General features: G+C 62.0%; 12 protein-coding genes and 2 pseudogenes. 10 read left to right on the top strand and 4 right to left on the bottom strand.

The window, feature by feature from the left end; all coding sequences use genetic code 11:
- Nucleotides 1-170 precede the first annotated feature (170 nt).
- The 6 genes and pseudogenes from JWR98_RS17060 (at nt 171) to JWR98_RS17035 (ending at nt 11,039) form a co-directional block, all read left to right on the top strand.
- Entirely contained in the window at nt 171-2,474 is a 2,304-nt protein-coding gene (locus JWR98_RS17060; protein WP_078731326.1) for a YgiQ family radical SAM protein, read from the top strand.
- 212 nt (nt 2,475-2,686) lie between these two features.
- The gene (gene ssp4 / locus JWR98_RS17055) at nt 2,687-3,610 is read left to right on the top strand and encodes an Ssp4 family T6SS effector (RefSeq protein ID WP_078731327.1); all 924 of its coding nucleotides are present in this window, start codon (nt 2,687-2,689) and stop codon (nt 3,608-3,610) included.
- Entirely contained in the window at nt 3,603-4,052 is a 450-nt protein-coding gene (locus JWR98_RS17050; protein ID WP_205490628.1) for a hypothetical protein, read from the top strand. The genes ssp4 and JWR98_RS17050 overlap by 8 nt, the downstream gene beginning before the upstream one ends.
- 176 nt (nt 4,053-4,228) lie before the next feature.
- Nucleotides 4,229-7,517, top strand: a pseudogene (locus tag JWR98_RS17045) (transglutaminase family protein).
- Nucleotides 7,518-7,664: 147 nt separating this feature from the next.
- Nucleotides 7,665-10,149, top strand: a pseudogene (locus tag JWR98_RS17040) (circularly permuted type 2 ATP-grasp protein).
- Complete coding sequence (locus JWR98_RS17035; RefSeq protein ID WP_003171384.1) at nt 10,149-11,039, top strand: transglutaminase family protein; 891 nt, start codon at nt 10,149-10,151, stop codon at nt 11,037-11,039. Before JWR98_RS17040 ends, JWR98_RS17035 begins: the two are co-directional and overlap by 1 nt.
- A 46-nt stretch (nt 11,040-11,085) precedes the next feature.
- Here the strand turns inward: JWR98_RS17035 and JWR98_RS17030 are convergent, their stop codons facing one another.
- The gene (locus JWR98_RS17030) at nt 11,086-11,268 is read right to left on the bottom strand and encodes a hypothetical protein (RefSeq protein ID WP_003171385.1); all 183 of its coding nucleotides are present in this window, start codon (nt 11,266-11,268) and stop codon (nt 11,086-11,088) included.
- A 332-nt stretch (nt 11,269-11,600) separates the two neighbouring features.
- Between JWR98_RS17030 and azu the strand changes: the two genes are divergently transcribed.
- Nucleotides 11,601-12,047: an azurin gene (gene azu / locus JWR98_RS17025; protein WP_078731332.1), complete on the top strand. Its 447-nt coding sequence runs from the start codon at nt 11,601-11,603 to the stop codon at nt 12,045-12,047.
- A 136-nt stretch (nt 12,048-12,183) separates the two neighbouring features.
- On the opposite strand, the gene nadE is transcribed toward azu, so the two are convergent.
- From nadE to JWR98_RS17010, 3 genes are all read right to left on the bottom strand, one after another.
- A complete protein-coding gene (nadE, locus tag JWR98_RS17020) occupies nt 12,184-13,011 on the bottom strand; it encodes an ammonia-dependent NAD(+) synthetase (RefSeq protein WP_205490626.1) in 828 nt (275 codons plus the stop codon).
- A 3-nt stretch (nt 13,012-13,014) separates the two neighbouring features.
- On the bottom strand, nt 13,015-14,229 hold the full coding sequence (gene pncB / locus JWR98_RS17015; RefSeq protein ID WP_003171388.1) for a nicotinate phosphoribosyltransferase: 1,215 nt from the start codon (nt 14,227-14,229) through the stop codon (nt 13,015-13,017).
- Nucleotides 14,230-14,360: 131 nt separating this feature from the next.
- Nucleotides 14,361-15,251 (bottom strand): LysR substrate-binding domain-containing protein, encoded by an 891-nt coding sequence (locus tag JWR98_RS17010; protein ID WP_205490614.1) that lies wholly within the window; start codon nt 15,249-15,251, stop codon nt 14,361-14,363.
- Between the two features lie 154 nt (nt 15,252-15,405).
- Between JWR98_RS17010 and amaB the strand changes: the two genes are divergently transcribed.
- From amaB to JWR98_RS16995, 3 genes are all read left to right on the top strand, one after another.
- Nucleotides 15,406-16,896 carry an L-piperidine-6-carboxylate dehydrogenase gene (amaB, locus tag JWR98_RS17005; RefSeq protein WP_078731334.1) on the top strand — a complete coding sequence of 497 codons (1,491 nt, stop codon included), beginning with the start codon at nt 15,406-15,408 and terminating at the stop codon, nt 16,894-16,896.
- 63 nt (nt 16,897-16,959) lie between these two features.
- The gene (gene amaA / locus JWR98_RS17000) at nt 16,960-18,243 is read left to right on the top strand and encodes an L-pipecolate oxidase (protein ID WP_205490613.1); all 1,284 of its coding nucleotides are present in this window, start codon (nt 16,960-16,962) and stop codon (nt 18,241-18,243) included.
- Between the two features lie 374 nt (nt 18,244-18,617).
- Nucleotides 18,618-19,754, top strand: coding sequence for a branched-chain amino acid ABC transporter substrate-binding protein (locus tag JWR98_RS16995; RefSeq protein WP_003171394.1), 1,137 nt, complete (start codon nt 18,618-18,620; stop codon nt 19,752-19,754).
- Nucleotides 19,755-19,838: the final 84 nt, after the last annotated feature.

Raw genomic sequence — 19,838 nt, 5'->3', positions numbered from 1 at the left:
CAGGGCAGTGATCGATCGTCGGTAGCCTACTCACGATTTTTTTGAACAATGCCTAGCCCGGTAGCCCCTGAGTGCGCTGAAAATAGAAACCCACTACCACCGTCGGAATTGGTCAAATTTTGTGCTATATTCCGCGCCCGCGATTTTCCATCTCAACACCGGTCACCGTCATGCAAACAGCCAAGCCTTTATTTGACTATCCCAAGTACTGGGCCGAATGTTTCGGCCCTGCACCATTCCTGCCGATGAGCAGGGAGGAGATGGATCAGCTTGGCTGGGATTCATGCGACATCATCATCGTCACCGGTGATGCCTATGTTGACCATCCGTCGTTCGGCATGGCAATCATCGGCCGGCTGCTGGAGTCCCAGGGCTTTCGCGTCGGGATCATTGCGCAGCCGAACTGGCAGTCCAAAGACGACTTCATGAAGCTTGGCGAGCCGAACCTGTTCTTCGGCGTCGCGGCCGGCAACATGGACTCGATGATCAACCGCTACACCGCCGACAAGAAAATCCGTTCCGACGACGCCTACACCCCCGGCGGCATGGCCGGCAAACGCCCGGACCGTGCGAGCCTGGTGTACAGCCAGCGTTGCAAGGAAGCCTACAAGAACGTGCCGATCGTGCTTGGCGGCATCGAAGCCTCGCTGCGCCGTATCGCCCACTACGACTACTGGCAGGACCGTGTGCGCAACTCGATCCTGATCGACGCCACCGCCGATATCCTGCTGTACGGCAACGCCGAGCGGGCCATCGTCGAAGTCGCCCAGCGTCTGTCGTGGGGCCACAAGATCGAAGACATCACCGACGTGCGCGGTACTGCGTTCATTCGCCGTGACACGCCGGCGGGCTGGTACGAAGTGGACTCCACGCGCATCGACCGTCCGGGCAAGATCGACAAGATCATCAACCCGTACGTGAACACCCAGGACACCCAGGCCTGCGCCATCGAGCAGGAAAAGGGACCGGTCGATGATCCGGAAGAAGCCAAGGTCGTACAGATCCTGGCCAGCCCGCGCATGACCCGCGACAAGACTGTGATCCGCTTGCCGTCGGTGGAAAAAGTCCGCGGTGACGCGGTGCTCTACGCCCACGCCAACCGCGTGTTGCACCTGGAAACCAACCCAGGCAACGCCCGCGCCCTGGTGCAGAAGCACGGTGAAGTGGACGTGTGGTTCAACCCGCCCCCCATTCCCATGACCACCGAAGAAATGGACTACGTGTTCGGCATGCCCTACGCGCGAGTCCCGCACCCGGCGTACGGCAAGGAGAAAATCCCGGCCTACGACATGATCCGTTTTTCGGTGAACATCATGCGTGGTTGCTTCGGCGGCTGCACTTTCTGCTCGATCACCGAGCACGAAGGCCGCATCATCCAGAACCGTTCCGAAGAGTCGATCATTCGCGAAATCGAAGAGATCCGCGACAAGGTACCGGGCTTCACTGGCGTGATCTCCGACCTCGGCGGCCCGACCGCGAACATGTACCGCATCGCCTGCAAGAGTCCGGAAATCGAATCCGCGTGCCGTAAGCCATCGTGCGTGTTCCCCGGCATCTGTCCGAACCTGAATACCGACCACTCGTCGCTGATCCAGCTGTACCGCAGCGCCCGTGCATTGCCGGGTGTGAAGAAGATCCTGATCGCGTCCGGCCTGCGCTACGACCTCGCCGTCGAGTCGCCGGAATACGTCAAAGAGCTGGTCACCCACCACGTCGGTGGTTACCTGAAGATCGCCCCGGAACATACCGAGGAAGGTCCGCTCAACCAGATGATGAAACCGGGCATTGGCAGCTATGACAAGTTCAAGCGCATGTTCGAGAAGTACACCAAGGAAGCGGGTAAGGAGCAGTACCTGATCCCGTACTTCATCGCCGCCCACCCAGGCACCACCGATGAAGACATGATGAACCTGGCCCTGTGGCTCAAGGGCAACGGCTTCCGTGCCGACCAGGTGCAGGCGTTCTACCCGTCGCCAATGGCCACCGCCACCGCGATGTACCACTCGGGCAAGAACCCGCTGCGCAAGGTGACGTACAAGAGCGACGCGGTGACCATCGTCAAGAGCGAGGAGCAGCGCCGTCTGCACAAGGCGTTCCTGCGTTACCACGACCCGAAAGGCTGGCCGATGCTGCGTGAAGCGCTGACCCGCATGGGCCGCGCCGACCTGATCGGCTCGGGCAAGGACCAGTTGATCCCGCTGCACCAGCCGAGCACGGACAGCTACCAGAGCGCCCGTCGCAAGAACTCGACGCCGGCCGGCAGCCACAAGGTCGCCAAGGAAACGACGACCAAAATCCTCACCCAGCACACCGGCCTGCCACCGCGTGGCAGCGACGGCAGCAACCCGTGGGACAAGCGCGAGCAAGCCAAGGCCGCCGCGCAGGCGCGTAACAAGCAGGCGGCCAAAGAGCGCAGCGATGCGGCCAAGGGCAAGGGCGGCAAGCCCGCGCGCAAGCCGGTTGTGCCGCGTTGATCGTCGCTTGAATATGCAGAACGCCAGCCTTGAGCTGGCGTTTTGCTGTGTGGCGACTGGGTTGCCTGTTTGCTAAGGTGGCGCCCATTAGATCGCCATCGGGGGCAAGCCCCCTCCCACACTTGTTGCGTGAATACATTCAAAATGTGGGAGGGGGCTTGCCCCCGATAGCGTCAGTCCAGTCACCACCCCTTTCAAGGAAGAGCACCCCAATGAGCAACCCCCTGCTCAACATCGGCATGGACTCCAACCGCTCCCAGTTCCTGGCGCGCCAGCGCATCGAAAGCCAGATCAACCTGCCGCGCCTGTTTGCGGCCATTGATGCCGATCCGGCCATCGTGGGGGCGGGCGTCGTGTATATCGATGCCGATTTCAACGTGGTCACGCTGCGTGAGTTCCAGCCGATCTGCAGCATTGCCCCCAAACGCATTATTTTGCGTGAAGCGCAGAAGTACATTGCCCCGGCGCAGTTTGCGCAACAGGTCCAGGACAACCCTCGCGAATCGCGCCTGGTGGGAGAGGCGATCAACACGTCTCTGTCCTGCGCAGGCGCGATCATCGGTTGGATCGTCGTGCTCAGCGGTACCGTCGCCGTGCCTTTCACGGCGGGCGCCAGCAGCGTGATCACGGCCATCGGCTATACCGCCGCCACGGCCAGCACACTGCAGTGTTTCGCCAGTGGCTATCGCGTCAGCAATGAGATCAGTGACCCCTCCAAAAACGACAAGCTCGACAGCTCGGAGTGGTATCAGTACACAATGATCGCGCTGGATGCGGCGTCGTTGATCGGGGTCGGCGCATCGTCGTTGACCACGATAAAGCTGGTGCGACTGAACCAGGCCGCCACCGGCAAAAGCGTGCGGGAGGTATTGCGAGGATTGACCCGGCAAGAGCGCGCCAAGCTCACGAAGGAGCTGCTCAGCATCCAGGACCCGCGCATGACCGCCAAAATGCTCAAGTTGAAGCAACTGTCCGGCGAGGCGACCAAGCGTTTCACCCCCGCCCAGGTCAAGCATGCAACGGTGACCCAGATACAGGATGCCCTGGGCGCGGCCATCGGTTTCTCCGGCAGTGCAATCTCGGGGAATGTGCGCACCATTGCCGTGGGACTGTATGAGGAAATGAGCAATGAATGAGCTACCCAGTATTCGCAGTTTTCTGGCGCAGTACTTTCCGGTCTTCATGGGCGCAATTTTTGCGGCGGTGTTCAGCCTGGTGTTTGCGGTGCCACTGATTTTCGACAGTTATTTCCCGCGCTTGTCGATGGACGACAACCTCAAGTATTCCTTCCTGGGTGGCCTCGCGCTGACGTGGGGCATCGTGCAGTGCAATTTCATGATCGCGCGCGGGCGGCCGCAATGGGTATGGCCGCTGGTGATATTGCTTGCGCTCTGTGTTCTGGGGGTGCTGCCCACCATCGCGTTTGGTCCGCATCCGCTTTCCTATGGCTTGAGCCTGCTGTTCCCGCTGCTGGGGTTGCTGCTGCTCAACAGTAAGCGTCACCGCGAAATGCGCCAGAAACTCGTTGAAGTGAGGCGGCGGCGCCAAGCCATCATCGCAACACACAAAGCACGCTAGGTGGGTAGATTCGCCACCCTGCGCCACAAATATGTGCAGCGCCTGCACCACGCTACGTACATTGGCGCCGTTTTGGTGCTCTACTGCAGCGGGTCTTACGATAACGCGCAATGATCGCCGCTCTGGCATAAGTCTTGCGCACGTTGTGTCCATGCCCTGGCTCGCAGGAGGCCGCCGTGTCGATTCATGTCGCGTTGCACCACGTTACGCATTACCGCTACGACCGCGCTGTTGAACTCGGCCCACAGATCGTGCGTTTACGCCCGGCGGCCCATAGCCGCACGCGGATTTTGTCCTACGCACTCAAAGTACTGCCCGAGCAGCACTTCATCAATTGGCAGCAAGACCCCCAGGGCAATTACCTGGCGCGCCTGGTGTTTCCGGAAAAGACCGATGAACTGCGTATCGAAGTCGACCTGGTCGCCGAGATGGCGGTGTTCAACCCGTTCGACTTTTTCCTCGAGCCCTACGCCGAGAAGATCCCTTTCAGCTACGCCGCCGATGAGCAGCGCGAGCTGGCGCCGTACCTGGAAACCCTGCCGCTGACGCCTAAATTCGCGGCCTACCTGGCCGGTATCGACCGTACGCCATTGCCCGCCGTGGATTTCCTGGTGGGCCTCAACCAGCGCCTGGCCACCGATATCGGCTACCTGATCCGCATGGAGCCGGGCGTGCAAACCCCGGAGTTCACGCTGGAAAACGCCTCCGGCTCGTGCCGCGATTCGGCGTGGTTGCTGGTGCAACTGTTGCGCAACCTGGGCTTGGCGGCGCGATTTGTGTCCGGCTACTTGATTCAGCTGACCGCCGACGTCAAAGCCCTCGATGGCCCATCCGGCACTGAGGTGGACTTCACCGACCTGCACGCCTGGTGCGAAGTGTATTTGCCCGGCGCCGCTGGATCGGCCTGGACGCCACGTCCGGCTTGTTTGCCGGTGAAGGGCATATTCCGCTGGCCTGTAGCCCTGACCCATCGTCCGCTGCACCGATCAGTGGGCTGGTGGAACCGTGCGAGTGCGAATTTACTCACGAAATGTCGGTGGAGCGGATCTGGGAAGCCCCTCGGGTGACCAAGCCCTACACCGAGGAACAATGGCTGGCGATTCAGGCCCTGGGCCGACAGATCGATGGCGACCTGCTCAAGCACGACGTGCGCCTGACCATGGGCGGCGAACCGACCTTCGTGTCCATTGACGACCCCGATGGCGCCGAGTGGAACACCGCCGCCTCGGCCCGGACAAGCGTCGCCTGTCGGCCGAGCTGTTCCAGCGCATGCGCCAGCACTATGCGCCCAAGGGCCTGGTGCATTTCGGCCAGGGCAAGTGGTACCCCGGCGAACAACTGCCGCGTTGGTCGCTCAACTGCTACTGGCGCCGCGACGGCGTGCCGATCTGGCACAACAGCGCGTTGATCGCCGATGAACAGCAGGACTACGGCGCCGATGGCGTGATGGCCGGGCGTTTCCTGGCCAGCGTCGCCGAGCGTCTCAAGCTGCCGGCGCGCTTTGTGTTCCCCGCGTTCGAAGATAATTTTTACTACCTGTGGCGCGAAGGCGCGCTGGCGCAAAACGTCACCGCCCAGGACCCGCGCCTGAGCGACGAGCTGGAGCGCGCACGCCTGCGCAAAGTGTTCAGCCAGGGTCTGGATAAAGTCATCGGCCAGGTACTGCCGCTGGCGCGCACGGCGGCCAATGACCGTTGGCAAAGCGGCCGCTGGTACCTGCGCGACAACCACTGCCGCCTGGTGCCGGGAGATTCGCCGCTGGGCTATCGCCTGCCGCTGGCTTCGCAACCGTGGGTGACGGCGGCGGAATATCCGTTCGTGCACCCCACCGACCCGAATCAGGAGCAGCCGGAGCTGCCCACCACCGCGCAACTGCAAAGCCACGGTGAGCCTGCACCCAGTGAGGACCGCGTGCCGCGGGTGGACGAATCCGCCGATTGGCTGACCCGCACCGCGTTGTGCGCCGAAGCACGTGAGGGCCGGCTGTACCTGTTCATGCCGCCTCTGGAGCGCGTTGAGGATTATCTGGAGCTGGTGGCCGCCATTGAGGCCACCGCCGAAGAGTTGCATTGCCCGGTGCTGTTGGAAGGCTATGAGCCGCCGTTCGATATGCGCCTGAGCAACTTCCGGATTACCCCGGACCCGGGTGTGATCGAGGTCAACGTGCAGCCGTCCGCCACCTGGGACGAGTTGGTCGAGCGCACCGAATTCCTCTACGAAGAGGCCCGGCAAACCCGCCTGACCACTGAAAAATTCATGATCGACGGGCGCCACACCGGTACCGGTGGCGGTAACCACTTTGTGCTCGGGGGCGCCACGCCGAAGGATTCGCCGTTTCTGCGTCGCCCCGACTTGCTGCGCAGTTTGATCAGCTACTGGCATAACCACCCATCGCTGTCCTACCTGTTTTCCGGCCTGTTTATAGGCCCGACCTCCCAGGCGCCACGGGTGGATGAAGCACGTAATGATGCGTTGTATGAGCTGGAAATCGCCTTCGCACAGATGCCCGCCCCCGGCGAAGAATGCCCGCCGTGGCTGGTAGACCGCCTGTTGCGCAACCTGCTGATCGACGTGACGGGCAACACCCACCGCGCCGAATTCTGCATCGACAAGCTCTACTCGCCCGACGGTGCCACAGGCCGCCTGGGCCTGCTGGAGCTGCGCGCCTTTGAAATGCCGCCCCACGCACGTATGAGCCTGACCCAGCAACTGCTGCTGCGGGCGCTGGTCGCGCGTTTCTGGCGTGAACCCTATGCACCGCCAAAACTGGCGCGCTGGGGCACCGAACTGCATGACCGCTTCCTGCTGCCGCACTTTATTGAGCAGGATTTCGCCGACGTCATCGTCGAACTCAACGCCGTCGGCTACCCGCTGCGCGCCGAGTGGTTTGCCGCGCACCTGGAGTTCCGTTTCCCCAAGGTGGGCGACTACGCCGTCAGCGGTATCGAACTGGAACTGCGCCAGGCCTTGGAGCCTTGGCATGTACTGGGCGAGGAGGGCGCGGTGGGCGGTACCGTGCGGTATGTGGACTCGTCGCTGGAACGCTTGCAAGTCAAACTCAGCGGCCTGCCGCCGCAGCGCTACGTGCTGACCTGCAACGGTATTGCAGTGCCGCTGCAACCGACCGGTCGCGTGGGTGAGTTTGTCGCGGGTGTGCGCTACCGCGCGTGGCAACCGGCCAACTGCCTGCAACCGACCATTGCGGTGCACGCGCCGTTGGTGTTCGACCTGCTGGATACCTGGATGCAACGTTCGCTGGGCGGCTGTCAGTACCACGTGGCGCATCCGGGCGGACGTAATTACGACAGTTTGCCGGTGAACGCCAACGGGGCTGAGAGCCGGCGGCAGGAACGGTTTTTCCGCTTGGGGCATACGCCTGGAAAACTGCCGGTGCCAAACCTGGAGATTAATGACGAGCTGCCGATGACTCTGGATCTACGACGTTTCTCCAATAAAAAAGACTGAATGCGATTTCACTGTTCCTGGGTTTTTGTGGTGAGCGAGCTTGCCTCACGCGGGGCAAGCCCGCTCACCACAAAAGCCCGGCGACTCCAGCGGATTTGCAGTGTTTGTTGAGTTAATCTGAGCCCCTTTGCCTCTGCCGAGCGTTCCATGTCCGACTTGCTCGACCGTTACCCGCTGACCGCGGGTACTTATCACGAACTGCTGGACGACAGCGGCGCCGTGCGTGCCCATTGGCGGCGCCTGCTCGATCACCTGCAGCGCAGCACCCCGGCGCAACTGGCCCAGCGCCAGGCGCTGCTGACGCGGCAGATCCAGGAAAACGGCGTGACCTATAACGTCTACGCCGACCCCAAGGGCGCCGACCGCCCGTGGGAGCTGGATTTGCTGCCCCATGTGCTGGCCGCCGATGAATGGCAGCAGTTGTCCGCCGGGATCGCCCAGCGTGCGCGCCTGCTCAATGCCGTGCTCGCCGATCTCTATGGCCCGCAGCGCCTGATCAAGGAAGGCTTGCTGCCGGCGGAACTGGTGTTCGGGCATAACAATTTCCTATGGCCGTGCCAGGGCATCCAACCGCCCGACGGTACTTTTCTGCACCTGTACGCCGTGGACCTGGCGCGCACCCCGGATGGTCGTTGGTGGGTCACCGCCGACCGCACCCAGGCGCCGTCGGCGCCGGTTATGCGTTGGAAAACCGTACCATCGTGTCCCGCGCCTTCCCGGACCTGTACCGCGACTTGCAGGTGCAGCACCTCACCGGGTTCTTTCGCACACTCCAGGAAACCCTGGCCCGCCAGGCGCCGAGCGACAACCAGCCGCCGCTGATCGTGCTGCTCACCCCTGGCCGCTTCAACGAAAGCTATTTCGAACACCTCTACCTCGCCCGCCAGCTCGGCTACCCACTGGTGGAGGGCGGCGACCTGACCGTGCGCGACAGCACCGTATTCCTCAAGACCCTCAGCGGCCTGCGCCGGGTGCACGCGATCATGCGCGCCTGGACGACGACTTCTGCGACCCGCTGGAGCTGCGCACCGACTCGGCCCTGGGCGTGCCCGGCCTGCTCGATGCCGTGCGCCAGGGCAATGTGCTGGTCGCCAATGCCCTGGGCAGCGGCGTGCTGGAGTCCCCGGGCCTGCTGGGCTTTCTGCCCAAGATCAATGAATTCCTGTTCGGCGAAGCACTGATCCTGCCGTCCATCGCCACTTGGTGGTGCGGTGAGGCGCCGGTGCTCGCCGAAGCCTTGGAGAAACTGCCTGAGCTGCTGATCAAGCCGGCCTTCCCGTCGCAGAGTTTCGCCCCGGTGTTTGGCCGCGATTTGAACGATGAGCAACGCCAGGCCCTGGCCGAACGCATGCGTGCGCGGCCCTACGCCTATGTCGCCCAGGAATTGGCGCAACTGTCCCAGGCGCCGGTGTGGCACACCGTGGATGACCACCTGCAACACCGCGCCATCGGCATGCGCGTGTACGCCGTGGCCAGCGCCGAGGGCTACCGCGTACTGCCTGGCGGCCTGACCCGCGTGGCGGCCGAGGCCGATGCCGAAGTGGTGTCGATGCAACGCGGTGGCGCAAGCAAAGACACCTGGGTGCTCGGCGAACGCGCACCGGGCAGCGAGCAGTGGCGCGCGCAGCGCACGATTGGTGCCCATGACCTGGTGCGCCGTGATCCTTATCTGCCGTCGCGCGTGGTAGAGAACCTGTTCTGGTTTGGCCGTTATTGCGAGCGCTGCGATGACAGCGCACGTTGGCTGCGTATCGTGCTGGCGCGCTATGTCGATGGCGACGACCCATTGGCGCTGCAGGCGGCGGTAGAGTTGGGTGAAAACCTGCGTCTGTTGCCGGAGGAAGACGAGCTGCCCGAACGCCTGATGGCGGCGTTGCTCGGCGATGACTGGCCGCAAAGCCTGCGTGCCAACCTGCAGCGCTTGCAGTGGGCGGCGTCCCAGGTGCGTGGCAAGTTGTCCCGCGAGAACTGGCAGGCCCTGGTCGAGTTGCAACGCGAAGCCATGGAGCTGGAGCGTGAAAGCCCGGACTTTGGTGAGTTACTGGATTTCCTTAACCGGCTGGTGATGTCCCTCGCGGCGTTGTCCGGCTTTGCCCTGGACGACATGACCCGCGACGAAGGCTGGCGTTTCCTGATGATGGGCCGGCGTATCGAGCGCCTGCAATTTCTGAGCAGCAGCCTCGCGGCGTTCCTGCGCGGCGTGGCGGTATTCGATCAGGCGGGGCTGGAGTGGTTGCTGGAGCTGGGCAACAGCAGCATCACCTATCGCTCGCGCTACCTGGCGGTGCCGCAGTTGATTCCGGTGCTCGACCTGTTGCTGCTCGACGAGCAGAACCCCCATGCGGTGCTGTTCCAGCTCAAGCTGGTGAGCCGCACCCTGCGTCGTCTCAACGATGACTTCGGCGTGCCCCGCGAAACCGGCCTGGCGCCCTTGGTGGAGCGCCTGGCGCGTTTCGACCTGGGTTGCCTGGAGAACGGACTGTTCGGCGAAACCAGTGTGCGCGCCGCACTGGATGGCCTGGCCGACCTGCTGCAAGCGGTGGCCGATGAAAGCGGGCAAGTGTCGGATCGCCTGGCGCTGCGCCATTTTGCCCATGTGGATGATGTCAGCCAGCAAACGGTGTCGGTGTAATGAGCGCGCGCTACCAGATTTTTCACGATACCCATTACCACTACGACAGCCCGGTGTCCCTGGCCCAGCAGCTGGCGCATTTGTGGCCCCGGCCGTGCGCCTGGCAGCGCTGCACCTCGCAACAGCTGGAGATCAGCCCGCAGCCATCGTCGCGACGCGATGAGCTGGATGTGTTCGGCAACCCGATCACGCGCCTGGCCTTCGAGCGGCCCCACGATGAGCTGTTGGTCAATGCCGGGTTGACCGTGGAAGTGCTGGCACGACCGCTGCTGGACTTCCAACAGTCGCCGCCCTGGGACCGGACGCGAGACAGCCTGACCTACAGCAGCCAGGCAATGACCCCTGAGCGGATCGAAGCGTGCCGCTATCGCTTCGAATCCCCCTACGTGCACCTGAAGAAAACCTTCGTCGAGTTCTCCGAAAGTTGTTTCCCGCCCGGCGAGCCGTTGTTGCTTGGCGTGCAGGCACTGATGGAAAAAATCTTCAGTGAATTTACCTTTGATGCCGAAGCCACCCAAGTCGCCACGCCGTTGGTGGAAGTGCTGGAACGCCGCCGCGGCGTGTGCCAGGACTTTGCCCACCTGATGCTCGCCTGCCTGCGTTCGCGAGGCCTGGCGGCGCGTTATATCAGCGGCTACCTGCTCACCCAGCCACCGCCCGGCCAGCCACGACTGATCGGCGCCGATGCGTCCCATGCGTGGGTTTCGGTGTTTTGCCCGGTGGCGGGCTGGGTGGATTTTGACCCGACGAACAACGTGCAGCCGGCACTGGAGCACATCACCCTGGCCTGGGGCCGGGATTTTTCCGATGTGTCGCCGTTGCGGGGGGTGATTCTGGGGGGAGGGAGCCATGACCCGGAAGTGCGGGTGACGGTGATGCCGCTGGAGTAACGGTGGATTGTGGTGAGCAGGGCGCGCCTGCTCACCACAAAGGAAATTATTCAGCCGGATCTTTTGGTGCTTCAGTCTCGTCGCTCGTTTCTTCTGCGTCGACGTCCGGGTTCAGTGCGCCGGCTTCTTCATCGGCGGCGGCTTTCTTGCGTTGCAGCTTTTCCTCTTTCTTCTGTTCCTTGGCCAGGTCTCTCTGACGTTTGGCGAAGGAGTAATTGGGTTTGGCCATGGGCGATCCTCTAGGGTCGAAGGTGAGGGTGGCGGCGCGCGGCTGCCTTGGGTCGCTATGGTAGCAGCTTAGCAGCGCGCTTGGCCTTCACTTACCGCAGGCATACGCGGCCAACAGGCCGTTGAAGAATTGATTGAAGGGCATGGCTCGGGCTCCAGTGGGTGATGGGGCCGATCATAGGCGGGTGCTGCGACTTTGGCTGGTAGATTGTGTTGATAAGTCTGATAGCCTAAAGTTGTATACAATTTGTTGATTCAGATCATAAGAACTCAAGCCCGTATGAGGCACCCTTACCGCAATCCGCGTTTTTAAACCCTGCCTTGGAGATTCACATGTTTGCGAAAATCTTTGCTGTTTCCCTGCTGACTCTGGCGAGTGGCCAGTTGCTTGCTGCAGAGTGCAAGGTCACCGTCGACTCCACTGACCAGATGTCCTTCAACACCAAAGCCATTGAAATCGACAAAAGCTGCAAGACGTTCACCGTGGAGCTGACTCACTCCGGCAGCTTGCCGAAAAATGTCATGGGGCATAACTGGGTGCTGAGTTCTGCCGCCGATATGCCTGGCATCGCCAGCGACGGCATGGGTGCCGGTATCGACAAGAACTACCTGAAAGAAGGTGACACCCGCATCATCGCCCACACCAAGATCATCGGTGCCGGCGAGAAAGATTCGGTGACATTCGATGTGTCGAAGCTGGCAGCCGGGACCGACTACGCGTTCTTCTGCTCGTTCCCGGGCCACATTTCGATGATGAAAGGCACTGTGGTCGTCAAGTAAGACCGCGTTATCGTTCATCGGGGGCAAGCCCCCTCCCACATTCGACCGCATTCTCATGCTCGAACTCGGTCAAGTGTGGGAGGGGGCTTGCCCCCGATAGCGGCCTGACAATCAATGCAAAACTATCTGACTCGCCTCACGGCGCAAACGGCATCACCCGCTTGTGCTCAGTCTTGCGATACGTCTCACAGATAATCCTGAACGCTTCCTCGCGCACCGGTTCGCCATGCAGGAACGCATCGATCTCGGCATAGGTCACGCCATGTGACGCTTCGTCCGGCTTGCCCGGCGACAGGTCTTCGAGGTCGGCCGTCGGCACCTTCTCCACCAACGACTCCGGCGCGCCAAAGTGGCGTGCGATTGCGCGCACCTGGTTTTTCACCAGCCCGCTCAGTGGCGCCAGGTCGCACGCGCCATCACCGAACTTGGTAAAAAAGCCCATCACCGCTTCCGCCGCATGGTCGGTCCCGATCACCAATCCACCGGCGGCGCCGGCAATGGTGTACTGCGCCACCATGCGCATGCGCGCCTTGGTGTTGCCCAGCACGAAGTCGCGGGACACCGCGGCCTTGCCTTCAAACGCCGCCACTTCATTGGCCAGGGATTTCACCGCCGGGCCGATATTCACGGTGTGACGCTCGTCCGGGTCGATAAAGTCCACCGAGGCCTGGGCGTCGATTTCGTCGAACTGGGTTTCGTAGGGCAGGCGCACGGCGATGAATTTATACGCCTCATCACCGTTACGGGCGCGCAGTTCCTGCATGGCGCGCTGGGCCAACAGGCCGGCGGTGAGGGAGTCGACACCGCCGCTGATGCCCAGTACCAGGGCCTTGAGGCCCGAATTGCGCAGGCAGTCCTGGATAAAGGTCACGCGCCGGGCCACCTCGGCTTCAAGGACGGCCTGGTCTTTGAATGGCGCTTGCACCTTGAGCTGCTGCGCAATCTCACGCTGTACGGCTTGCATGATTCACTCCTTGCTGGAAATGGCAGGTACTTTGAAAACGTGACGTAAATAGGCGACAAAATTCGGGTCGGTGCAGTGGGTCTTGCCCGCTTCATCAGAGATTTTCGCGACGGGCTGGCCATTGCAGGCGGTCATTTTAAGCACGATGCTCATCGGTTCCACGCCTGGAATATCGCAGGTCAGGTTGGTGCCGATGCCGAAGCTCACATTAATGCGGCCACGCAACGCGCGGAAAATCTCCAGGGCCTTGGGCAACGACAGGCTGTCGGAAAACACCAACGTCTTGCTCATTGGTTCGATACCGAGCTTGTGGTAATGGGCGATGGCTTTTTCGGCCCACTGCACCGGGTCGCCGGAGTCGTGGCGCAGGCCGTCGAACAGCTTGGCGAAGTACAAGTCGAAATCGCCGAGGAACGCATCGGTGGTGATGCAATCGGTCAGGGCGATGCCCAGCAGGCCACGGTATTCGCGGACCCAGCAGTCGAGGGCGGCGATCTGGCTGTCGATCAGGCGCGGGCCGAGTTGCTGGTGGGCCATGATCCACTCATGGGCCATGGTGCCCAGGGGTTTCATGTTCAGCTCGCGGGCCAGGTGTACGTTGCTGGTGCCGACAAAGCGCCCGGGGAAGTCGTGCTTGAGCACATTGACCACCTCCTCCTGCACTCGGTACGAAAAGCGCCGGCGCGTGCCGAAGTCGGCCACTTGCAGTTCCGATAGTTCATCGCTGCCGGCATTCGCGGTCAGCCAGTCGAACTTGCGGTACAACTGCTCGCGGGCCTGTTCGAGGATCACAGTCTGGTAGCGGTAGCGGTTACGCACTTCGCTGACGATGGCCAGCAGCGGTACTTCGAACAGGATCACATGCAGCCACGGCCCACGCAGGCGGATAAACAGCTCGCCGTTCTCGATGCCGGTCTGCACATAGCGCAGGTTGAAGCGAAACAGCCCCAGAAAGCGCAGAAAATCCGGTTTCATAAAACTGATGCGTTCCAGGAACCCCAGCTGGTCCGGGCTCAGGCTCAGCTCGGCGAGGCGCTCGATCTGGTAGCGGATCTCCGCCAGGTACGGGCGCAGGTCTTCGCTGTTACGGCAACGAAACTCCCATTCAACTTCCACGTTGGGGTAGTTGTGCAGCACCGCCTGCATCATGGTCAGCTTGTAGAAGTCGGTGTCGAGCAGGTTCTGCACGATGCGATCGGCAAACACACTCTCGCTCATAACGGGAATCTCCAGACGGGTCGGCGATGGCGCCGGCCTTTACGCGCAATTGAGGAAGGGGCTAGTGGCGCATAGACCTGTGGGGTTTTGCCAGTGATTTTTTTTGCCAAAGCTACTGACGCTATCGGGCACTAAATAACCTGAGCCATCATCCACTTCACAAAATCGCGCACCTTGGGCACTTCCGCCGAATGCTCTGGATACGCCAGGTAGTAGGCATCCTGGCTCGGCATCGCATGCTGCCAAGGGATCACCAACTTGCCGTCGGCCAGTTCTTCTTCCACCAGGAAGCGCGGCAGCAGCGCCACGCCACACCCCACCTGTGCCGCACGAATGCACATATAGAACGTATCGAAACGCGGGCCATGGTAGCTGTGCTCAGTCTGGTAACCCTGGCTGGCGAACCAGTCATGCCAGCCCTGGGGGCGGGAGGCGTTTTGCAACAACACCAACTTGCTGAGCTGCGTAGGGTCGGTCAAAGGTTTGGCCGGCAGGCTTTCCGGTGCGCACACCGGCACCAGTTCTTCGCTGAACAGCTTCAAGCTCTCGGTGCCGGGGCGCGAGCCCTGGCCGAAATAGAAGGCCAGGTCGGCCTTGCCCTGCAGCAATTCGTCCGGTTCCTGCTCGTTACACAGGTCCAGGTGGATCTGTGGGTGGCGCAGGCGCCAGCCCTTGAGGCGCGGCACCAGCCAGCGTGCGCCGAAGGTGTAGGGCGTGGACACGCGCAGCACTTCGGTTTCGCCGCCGTAGGAGCGCAGGTAATGGGTGGACATCTCCACCTGGGTGAGGATCTTGCGCACTTCCACCAGGTACAAATCGCCCGCCGGAGTCATTTGCAGGCGGCGACGCACGCGGCGAAACAACAGGTGCTGCAGCAACTCCTCCAATTGCGCCACTTGTTTGCTCACCGCGCTCTGCGTGAGGTTCAGCTCCTCGGCGGCGCGGGTGAAGCTCAGGTGGCGGGTAGCGGCTTCGAAACACTGCAGGGCGGTGATCGAGGGCAAATGTCTTTTGTTCAGCACGGCGTGCCTCTTTTTATGCTTTGCATGAATAAACGGAATGATATCTCGCCTAATCGTCGTTTGTTGGCAAGTCTTGGGCCAGCTACAAATAAGGTCTGGATCGCCGTGCGTGTTGCGGCGCGATTTTTTGTACGCAGATTTGAAGGAGTGACCCATGGTTGCCGCATTGCTTGATCGTCTCGGGGTGAACCCGGCCCTGTACCAGGCGGGTAAACAGCCCGTGCATTCGCCGATTGACGGCAGCCGGATCGGCAGCGTGCACTGGGAAGGCGCCGCCGAGGTGGAGCAACAGGTCAGTCGCGCCGAGCATGCATTCGAGGCCTGGCGCAAAGTCCCGGCCCCACGTCGTGGCGAGTTGGTACGGCAATTGGGCGACATGCTGCGTGAATACAAGGCCGACCTGGGCGAGCTAGTGTCCTGGGAAGCCGGCAAGATCACCCAGGAAGGCCTGGGTGAAGTGCAGGAAATGATCGACATCTGCGACTTCGCCGTCGGCCTGTCGCGCCAGTTGTACGGCTTGACCATCGCCTCCGAACGCCCAGGCCACCACATGCGTGAAACCTGGCACCCGCTGGGCGTGGTCGGCGTGATCAGCGCCTTCAACTTCCCGGTTGCGGTGTGGGCGTGGAACACCGCCCTGGCCCTGGTGTGCGGCAACGCCGTGATCTGGAAACCGTCGGAAAAAACCCCGCTCACCGCCCTGGCGTGCCAGGCGCTGTTCGAGCGCGTGCTGAAGAACTTTAACGATGCCCCGCAGTACCTCAGCCAGGTGATCATTGGTGGTCGCGATGCCGGTGCTGCGCTGGTGGATGACCCACGCGTAGCGTTGATCAGCGCCACCGGCAGCACCCGCATGGGCCGCGAAGTCGCACCGAAAGTCGCCGCGCGTTTCGCTCGCAGCATCCTCGAACTGGGCGGCAACAACGCGATGATCCTCGGCCCAAGCGCCGACCTGGACATGGCCGTACGCGCCATTCTGTTCAGCGCCGTCGGCACCGCCGGCCAGCGCTGCACCACCTTGCGCCGCCTGATCGCCCACGAGTCGGTCAAGGAAGAAATCGTCACGCGCCTCAAGGCGGCCTACGCCAAAGTGCGCATCGGCCATCCGCTGGAAGGCAACCTGATCGGCCCGCTGATCGACAAGCACGGCTTCGACAACATGCAGGACGCCCTGGCGCAAGCCTTGAGCGAAGGCGGCAAGGTGTTCGGCGGCAAGCGCCAGCTGGAAGACACCTTCCCCAATGCCTACTACGTGTCGCCGGCGATTGTGGAAATGCCCGAGCAAAGCGACGTGGTGTGCACCGAGACCTTCGCGCCGATCCTGTACGTGGTCGGCTACACCGACTTCGCCGAAGCCCTGCGTCTGAACAACGCCGTACCGCAAGGCTTGTCATCGTGCATCTTCACCACGGATGTGCGCGAAGCCGAGCAGTTCATGTCGGCGGTGGGCAGTGACTGCGGCATCGCCAACGTCAACATCGGCCCGAGTGGCGCGGAAATCGGCGGCGCGTTTGGCGGTGAGAAAGAGACCGGCGGCGGGCGTGAGTCGGGGTCGGATGCGTGGCGTGGGTATATGCGTCGGCAGACCAATACCGTGAATTACTCGTTGGAGCTGCCGCTGGCGCAGGGCATCACCTTCGACTGATCCCACATACGACCGCATTGCACATCAAGATTGTTGTTTGTTGGGTCTCATCGGAGTCTGGCAATGGCACTACGCGAAACATGTTTGTGGGAACACCTCACCCCCAGTCGGCCGGACCGTGCCGCGCTCAAGGGTGAGGTCGACGTGGATGTGTGCGTGATCGGCGCCGGCATCACCGGTTTGTCGGCGGCCATTCATTTGCTGGAACAGGGTAAAAGCGTCGCCGTGCTCGAAGCCCATCGCACCGGTCATGGTGGCTCGGGGCGTAACGTCGGGCTGGTGAACGCCGGGTTGTGGATCCCGCCGGACGAGATCGAAGCCGGTTTCGGCGAAGCGGTGGGCAGCCAGCTCAACCGCATGTTGGGCGCGGCGCCGTCGCTGGTGTTCAGCCTGATCGACAAATACAACATCGATTGCCAATTGCGCCGCGAGGGCACGTTGCACATGGCGCACAACGCCCGTGGCGAGGCGGATTTGCGCAGCCGTGAAGAACAATGGAAACGCCGTGGCGCACCGGTGGAACTGCTCACCGGCCAGGTCTGCGAACAGGCGACCGGCACGAAAAAGATCGCCGCCGCCTTGCTGGATCGACGTGCGGGCACGTTGAACCCGATGGCCTACACCTCGGGGCTTGCCACGGCCGCCGTCGGCCTTGGCGGACAACTGTTCGACCATTCGCCCGTCACTCAACTCGAACGCCAGGGTTCGAACTGGTCGGTGCAGACTGCCCAGGGGGCAGTGCGAGCCGCACAGGTGGTCATCGCCTCCAACGCCTACACCGAAGGCGAATGGACCGAACTGCGGCGTAACTTTTTCCCCGGTTATTACTATCAGGTGGCGTCGGCGCCGCTGACCGACGACGGCGCCAAACAAATCCTGCCTGGCGGCCAGGGTTCGTGGGACACGCGTCAGGTATTGAGCAGCATCCGCCGCGACGCCGATGGTCGTTTGTTGCTCGGCAGCCTGGGCAACGGCAACCAGAAACCGGCCTGGTTCCTCAAGGCGTGGGCCGATCGGGTGCAGCAGCACTATTTCCCGTATCTCAAATCGGTGCAGTGGGAATACACCTGGACCGGTTGCATTGCCTTCACCCCCGATCACTTGATGCGTCTGTTCGAGCCGGCGCCGGGCCTTGTGGCGGTCACCGGCTATAACGGGCGGGGCGTGACCACTGGCAGTGTGGTCGGCAAGGCGTTTGCCGACTATCTGTGTCACCAGAATCCCCAGGCGTTGCCGATTCCGTTCGCGCCGATGCAACCTTTGGCCGGCGTGGGTCTGCGCAGTTGTTTGTATGAGGCGGGATTCTCGCTGTATCACGCCGGGCAATGCCTGCGAATCGTGATCTGATCAGCGAAATACTGCGCAAAAGGCCGCATCCTGTTCGCGGGCGCCTAATCTGTATTGGTGCAAGTCGTAGCAATCGCGCACTGTAAATGTGCAGTTCCGTTACGCATGTTGTAACAAGTGCAGGAACAGTCGTTTATGCATCCGGTTGCAGGTGTGACCCGCAAGGGTTGTACTTTTTATGGCTGCCGGTTGCACCTTTGTAAGCTAGAGGGTTGCACGTACTGGCAAGCGGCAGCGAAACGCCTGTAATAACAATGACACCGTGTCTTTTTGAAGAATAAAAACGTACTGGCACGACGCTTGCTCTGAGCTTTCGGTGAAAGGTTTGAATGCAAGTTGTCGTGCCAAAAATCAAAAATATCGGAGCACCACTCATGTCCCAGACGTTTTACAAGAAAGGTTTTCTGGCCCTCGCCGTTGCAGCGGCGCTGGGTGTTTCTACGTTTGTTCAAGCTGATGTGAAGATTGGCGTAGCGGGGCCCATGACGGGCGCCAACGCGTCGTTCGGTGAGCAGTACATGAAGGGTGCCCAGGCGGCAGCCGAAGTCATCAACAAGGCCGGCGGCATCAACGGTGAGAAAGTCGTGCTGGTGGCCGGCGACGACGCCTGCGAACCCAAGCAGGCCGTGGCCGTGGCCAACCGTCTGGCCGACCAGGACAAAGTGATCGGCGTGGTCGGGCACTTCTGCTCGTCCAACACCATACCGGCCTCCGAGGTCTACGACGAGGCGGGCATCATCGCGATCACCCCAGGCTCCACCAACCCACAAGTGACCGAGCGCGGCCTTGGCGCCATGTTCCGCATGTGCGGGCGTGACGACCAGCAAGGCATCGTCGCCGGCGACTACATCGTCGACGTGCTCAAGGGCAAGAAAGTCGCGGTCATCAACGACAAGGACACCTACGGCAAAGGCCTGGCCGACGCCACCGCTGCCCAGTTGACCAAGCGCGGCGTCAAGCCGGTGCTGGAAGAAGGCCTGACCCGTGGCGAGAAAGACTTCAGCGCCCTGGTCACCAAGATCCGCTCCCTGGGCGCCGACGTGGTGTACTTCGGTGGCCTGCACCCGGAAGCCGGTCCACTGGTCCGCCAGATCCGTGAAGCAGGCCTCAAGGACGTCAAGTTCATGTCCGACGACGGTGTCGTGACCGACGAACTGGTGGCCACCGCCGGCGGCGCGCAGTACGTCGATGGCGTGTACATGACCTTCGGCGCCGACCCGCGCCTGCTGCCGGACAGCAAGGCCGTGGTGGAAGAGTTCCGCAAGGCCGGTTACGAGCCTGAAGGCTACACCCTGTACGCCTACGCCTCGTTGCAGGCCCTGGCCGCCGGTTTCAACGGCGCCAAGTCCAACAAGGGTGAAGACGCCGCCAAATGGCTGAAGGCTCACCCGGTCAAGACCGTGATGGGCGAGAAGACCTGGGACGCCAAGGGTGACCTGAAAGTGTCCGACTACGTGGTTTACCAGTGGGATAAAGAAGGCAAATACCACCAGCTGGAAAAGCAGAAGTAAGGCATAGCGCCCACGTCCAAATGTGGGAGGGGGCTTGCCCCCGATGACGGTGTGTCAGCCACCCGATGTACAGCTGACCCACTG

Origin of the sequence: Pseudomonas lactucae, from assembly GCF_016937615.1 — a bacterium.
Taxonomy (GTDB): domain Bacteria; phylum Pseudomonadota; class Gammaproteobacteria; order Pseudomonadales; family Pseudomonadaceae; genus Aquipseudomonas; species Aquipseudomonas lactucae.
Note: the sequence above shows the minus strand (reverse complement) of the source record. Positions and strands in the feature narration are given on the sequence as shown.

Coding starts and splice junctions, on each gene's coding strand:
- JWR98_RS17060 (WP_078731326.1), top strand. CDS start 171: ATGCAAACAGCCAAGCCTTTATTTGACTATCCCAAGTACTGGGCCGAA.
- ssp4 (WP_078731327.1), top strand. CDS start 2,687: ATGAGCAACCCCCTGCTCAACATCGGCATGGACTCCAACCGCTCCCAG.
- JWR98_RS17050 (WP_205490628.1), top strand. CDS start 3,603: ATGAATGAGCTACCCAGTATTCGCAGTTTTCTGGCGCAGTACTTTCCG.
- JWR98_RS17035 (WP_003171384.1), top strand. CDS start 10,149: ATGAGCGCGCGCTACCAGATTTTTCACGATACCCATTACCACTACGAC.
- JWR98_RS17030 (WP_003171385.1), bottom strand. CDS start 11,268: ATGGCCAAACCCAATTACTCCTTCGCCAAACGTCAGAGAGACCTGGCC.
- azu (WP_078731332.1), top strand. CDS start 11,601: ATGTTTGCGAAAATCTTTGCTGTTTCCCTGCTGACTCTGGCGAGTGGC.
- nadE (WP_205490626.1), bottom strand. CDS start 13,011: ATGCAAGCCGTACAGCGTGAGATTGCGCAGCAGCTCAAGGTGCAAGCG.
- pncB (WP_003171388.1), bottom strand. CDS start 14,229: ATGAGCGAGAGTGTGTTTGCCGATCGCATCGTGCAGAACCTGCTCGAC.
- amaB (WP_078731334.1), top strand. CDS start 15,406: ATGGTTGCCGCATTGCTTGATCGTCTCGGGGTGAACCCGGCCCTGTAC.
- amaA (WP_205490613.1), top strand. CDS start 16,960: ATGGCACTACGCGAAACATGTTTGTGGGAACACCTCACCCCCAGTCGG.
- JWR98_RS16995 (WP_003171394.1), top strand. CDS start 18,618: ATGTCCCAGACGTTTTACAAGAAAGGTTTTCTGGCCCTCGCCGTTGCA.